This window comes from Nitrospirota bacterium (assembly GCA_020846775.1).
In the GTDB taxonomy this organism is placed as follows: Bacteria; Nitrospirota; 9FT-COMBO-42-15; order HDB-SIOI813; family HDB-SIOI813; genus RBG-16-43-11.
In genome coordinates, this window is the sequence record JADLDG010000063.1 from 1 (window position 1) to 4,716 (window position 4,716).

Annotated in this window: 7 protein-coding genes and 1 pseudogene; 6 read left to right on the forward strand and 2 right to left on the reverse strand. The window is 45.7% G+C overall.

Annotation, left to right across the window (positions count from 1 at the left end; genetic code table 11):
* The 5 genes from IT392_09110 to IT392_09130 form a co-directional block, all read left to right on the forward strand.
* A partial coding sequence (locus IT392_09110; protein MCC6544645.1) for a cell division protein FtsH occupies nt 1-257 on the forward strand: 257 nt, incomplete at its 5' end.
* 610 nt (nt 258-867) lie between these two features.
* Nucleotides 868-1,041, forward strand: coding sequence for a cold shock domain-containing protein (locus IT392_09115; GenBank protein MCC6544646.1), 174 nt, complete (start codon nt 868-870; stop codon nt 1,039-1,041).
* 335 nt (nt 1,042-1,376) lie between these two features.
* A complete protein-coding gene (locus IT392_09120; GenBank protein MCC6544647.1) occupies nt 1,377-1,550 on the forward strand; it encodes an HD domain-containing protein in 174 nt (57 codons plus the stop codon).
* 252 nt (nt 1,551-1,802) lie between these two features.
* Nucleotides 1,803-2,330 carry a hypothetical protein gene (locus tag IT392_09125; protein ID MCC6544648.1) on the forward strand — a complete coding sequence of 176 codons (528 nt, stop codon included), beginning with the start codon at nt 1,803-1,805 and terminating at the stop codon, nt 2,328-2,330.
* Between the two features lie 213 nt (nt 2,331-2,543).
* On the forward strand, nt 2,544-3,122 hold the full coding sequence (locus tag IT392_09130) for a CHRD domain-containing protein (protein ID MCC6544649.1): 579 nt from the start codon (nt 2,544-2,546) through the stop codon (nt 3,120-3,122).
* Between the two features lie 444 nt (nt 3,123-3,566).
* On the opposite strand, the gene IT392_09135 is transcribed toward IT392_09130, so the two are convergent.
* Both IT392_09135 and IT392_09140 read right to left on the reverse strand, forming a co-directional pair.
* Nucleotides 3,567-3,935 carry a transposase gene (locus tag IT392_09135; GenBank protein MCC6544650.1) on the reverse strand — a complete coding sequence of 123 codons (369 nt, stop codon included), beginning with the start codon at nt 3,933-3,935 and terminating at the stop codon, nt 3,567-3,569.
* 97 nt (nt 3,936-4,032) lie between these two features.
* On the reverse strand, nt 4,033-4,230 hold the full coding sequence (locus IT392_09140) for a transposase (GenBank protein ID MCC6544651.1): 198 nt from the start codon (nt 4,228-4,230) through the stop codon (nt 4,033-4,035).
* A gap of 122 nt (nt 4,231-4,352) precedes the next feature.
* Here IT392_09140 and IT392_09145 point away from each other — a divergent pair.
* Nucleotides 4,353-4,716: pseudogene (locus IT392_09145) on the forward strand (cell division protein FtsH).

Below are 4,716 nucleotides of genomic sequence, written 5' to 3' on the forward strand. Positions count from 1 at the left end.
GTCCTGTAAATCTCGGCCGTGGAGAAGAACATCCGTTCCTTGGCAGGGAACTGTCACTACCTAAACGCTACAGCGAGGAGATGGCCTGGGTCATGGACCAGGAGATTCAGAAGATGATAATTGATGCGGAATCAAAGGCCACTGAGATATTGAGTGGAAAAAGAGATGCACTTGATGCCCTTGCAGAAGCACTGATAAAGGAAGAAATCCTTGATAGGGCCGATGTGGAGAGGATAATAGAGGGTTCTAAAGAATAGGAAGATCCGTGCCTCATTGATCATCATGGTTTTTTTTATCTTTCTTCATCTTTCTGGCCAGATTCAGACCTGCAGATCTTAATGATGCGTGAGCTGAACAGTGTATTTGTTGCGCTGTACTCTATCCTTTAATAGGGACAGCGACTATTTAATTTAATGGACACCTGTGGCAGGGGCGAGACAGTTCATTTATCCTTGATGAGAAGCATGTTTATGCGTCAGTTCTATACGTGGGAAATAATCCAGTGAGAGCAAGAATAGTAGAAGCCCATCATGATTATAAATGGTCAAGTGCAAGGAGTCGAATTTACAAAAGACACAATCCAGTTTTATCAGATGATTGTTATCTGGATAGAGAAATAATTGATTGACCAACATGTCTTATGAAGAGCGGTGATGAGGATTTGAATGTCAGGATTCGGGAGAGCACCAACTCCGGCAGTCCTTGTGGAGAGGAAGGCTTTGTGGCAAAAATGGAGGGTTTGCTGTGAAGGGAATTAAAAGCACAGCCCAGAGGTAGACCGTGTGGCAATAATAAATAGTCGCTGTCCCTATTTATCTCCAAGTTCCTGCACGCCCTAAGGGCAACAAAAGTGGAAAGAATACGGAAATGACACATGACATGTCATATGGCTTCATTGAAGGAGAAGATGGCAAGTCCTATATGTTCCTTCCTGAGGATATATCTGAAGAGACATGGGATGATGCAGAGGTTAATAAGCATGTAGAGTTCTCTGTCGTGAAACTTCCTTGGGGTCCAAAGGCAAAAGATATAAAATTTTGAATAGAAAAAGTAAGATTTTTGTATGTCAGAACCTGCCGTATACGAAGGCATAGCCCTTATCTCAGACCCAATCCATGGCTACATATCTTTCACTGTACACAGTGGGAGGGGGAAGGAAAAGACTGAGAAGGACCTGATTGACTCCTCTTGGGGACAGCGCCTCAGACAGATTTATCAGATCCAGAGTGCAAGGTGGGTCTATCCTTATGCCGAGCATAGCAGGTTTCAGCACTCACTCGGTGCGATGCATCTTGCAGGAAGGTTTGTGAGACACCTCTATCCCATCCTGAAATATCTAACAACGGGATTATCCTTCCAAGCTATATGTAGAGGAACTGCTCCGTGTCGCCGGCTTTCTCCATGACATAGGGCATGGACCGTTTGGCCACTTCTTTGATGATAATGTACTGGATGAATATAAAGAGACTCCTGAAACAATAGGGCAGCTATTCAGTAAAATATATAGTGACAGAAAATCAGACAGTGGTTTATTAGATCTATCTTGCTGAAAAATAAGAATTTTCCCAGAATCTTAGTCTTAAAATGACACTTTTGTCCTTGGAAAAAGCCCAAAAAGCGACAAAAAAATTAACACTTACCCGACGTTATCATGGTTATCCTGTATAAACTTCTGTAATGTCAATTGGTTATAAATTTGGCAAGAGATATGCGTATATCTTCATAATATAGCCGAGTTATAACAAGGGGAGCATGATGATGAATGGAGGTGAAAAGGAATGAAGAAATAATATGTTATTCTGATGACGTTGATCCTGGTCTTCGGGATTTCGGTGTCTGCCCACACTACACTCATGGATATGGGAGATGGGACGATCTATGATACGGACATTCAGTTGTCGTGGCTTCAGGATGCCAACTATGCTAAGACATCAGGCTATGATGACGATGGTTTAATGGACTGGTTTACTGCCAATACCTGGGCGGATAATCTGCCCTTTGCAGGGTTTGACAACTGGCGGCTACCTACTACGCTTCAACCTGATTCGAGTTGTTATTCTCAATATGACTCTGGAGGCTTTTTTCCAGTTCAAGGGTATGGCTACAACTGTACTGGTAGTGAGATGGGGCACCTGTACTATACAGAGCTGGGGAATACAGCAGGTGGTCCGTTAACGAATATAGGTGACTTTACAAATCTGCAGCCGTACAGCTACTGGTCGGGTACGACGTTTGCTCCCGAAGGCATCTCCAGCGCGTTGTTATTCCGCACTTTTCCTGAGCCGCTACAGGATCAGGGTTGCCCATGCGCTACCGCGGGAGCGGAGTGACATAAAACCTAACATTTTGACCTGGAAAAAACAGGAAAAAATGATGAAAAACTTGACACTCCGGTCGGAGTGCGAGGACTCCTTTTTTGTGAAGGGGTTGTTTATACGTTGTTTTTTAAGAAAATAAAGGATAGGCATATATTTTGCTCTTATATTTTTTAGTTCAATTCATTCCTAAGTAATATAATGCTCTACAAAAGGGGAGGTGAAACGATGAAACAATTAATGATGCTCATTGCCCTGGTGATCATGGTATTTTTTCTGCCCAGTCATAGTCATGCAGTGCCATTTACTGCGATTCTCGATGGACTTAGTGAGAATCCTGCTACGAGTTCGCTGGGAACAGGTTTTGCGAAAGTTGATCTTGACACTACCGTGCATATGTTATCAGTGGATATAACGTTCAGCGGGCTGGATAGTGCGACCACGGTAGCTCACATCCATTGCTGCGTGTCTGCGCCGCTAAACGCTGGAGTTGCGGTGTTTTTTTCGGGTTTCCCATCCGGAGTCACAAGCGGGACCTACACAAACGTCTTCGCTACGAATCTGGCCTCAACCTTCAGCGGGGCCTTTATTACCGTTCATGGAGGAACGACAGCGGGGGCTGAGGCGGCATTGCTTGCTGGACTGTTGTCCGGAGAAGCCTATGTGAACATCCACACCGCTCAATTTCCAGCTGGAGAAATCCGTGGTTTTCTCCAATCTGTTCCTGAACCTGGAACGTTGATTCTCCTGAGCCTGGGTTTATGTCTCATCGTCGTGGTTTCGTTGAAGAGAGGAATAACGGCTTAGGGGTCAGGTCTTGCAATCATGCATCCGTATTCTCCGCTCTTTTAAATCGCTGGCTGATTTAGTCTGGTGTATATGGAGGGAGTCCATACAACATATTGAGATAGGAAGTACAGGCAGGGATGCAGGCGTTGTCTTACATAGTTCTTAATCTGGAATTTTCTGTTTGTTCAGGCATCTGGTAGCGGATTTATCCTTTCATAGACATACCTCTCCTGATGTCCTCAAAAGGAGAATGTTTACCTACTGATGGATGGGGCGGGTTCATGCGCATAGATTGTCTTTTCATATGCCCTGGAGGGTGGTGGTGAGTATGCTCTGGTCTCCTACAACCCCAGGTGCTTGAGGATTTTATGAATAATGGCTTCCTCCCTCTGAATGCTATGACTCTCATGGTGTGCTGACATTGGGGACAGACCAGCGGGTCTACCTCATAGATCTTCCTGATCAGTCTTGCCCATGCTGATCTGAACTTTTTCTGATAATGGGTGAGGTCCTCATGCCCAGGGGGGATAGTGGGGATGCCGGTTTATCCTTCTTCCGCAGCCCCCTGTTCTTGTTACTGTACCAGCCGTAATATCTCACGATCTGCTCTCCCTTGTCGGGGATATGTAAGCTCACATATGCCAGAAAATCAAGAGGCTGATATGTATGGGTCTCGGCCTTCCCCTGATAGTAGACCTGCTGGTTTTTCCGGTCATATGTTAATCGTTCGAGGGATACAGGGGGCATTATAAGGTATCTTGCCAGTCCTTCCATGCCTTCAGAATCGTTGACAACTACCCTGCCCTCTTTGTGGACATGAAATTCTGGCAGTGCTTACATTGAGCGAAGTGAAAAATACCTCCATGATGGGATCATATGAACTCGCTCTTAGGTGATCAATCCCTCCTTGAGCAACATCCTGAATACCTTATGCTGAAACACCTCTATGATAGCGGAAGGGATGAACTATCTTCATTGGATGAGATGTCCCATCTTTGTCAAAACATCTGTTAGTGACTAAGCAGTGGAGGTGCGGGTGCCAGTGGATATCGCTGCTACCAAAGGTCTGAATGGCCAAAATAATCCCGGGGGTAACGCTATTATCCACTATGACTATCTGCATCATTTCTTTGACCGTCTCATAGGCACAGCAGCTCAAACCGGAAAGAAGCCTTCTGTTATACCTGAAATACGTCCGTAGTATCTTCGGGAAGCTAAACTCAGGCTTGGTGTTGCTGAGAGAGACGAATGAGGTTGAGGCCGGGAAGATTCGACAGGCACATTGTGATAGACAGGCCGGGCTGAAAAGAACGGAAGGCGATCCTTGAAATCCATGTCAGGGGTAAGGTGGTGGCCGATGATGTCAACTTTGAAACCCTGGCCAGGGGAACTCCTGGCATGACAGGCGCTGACCTTGAGAACCTCACCAATGAGGCCGCACTCGTCGCCCTTCGGAAGGGCAAAGAGAAAATAGATATGCTTGATTTTGAGGATGCCAGGGACATAATCCTTATGGGGGCCGCGAAGGAAGAGACTATAAATGAAACGGAGAAAAGGATTACTGCATACCACGAGGCTGGACATACACTGACCGCCTGGGAGCTTCCGGGTA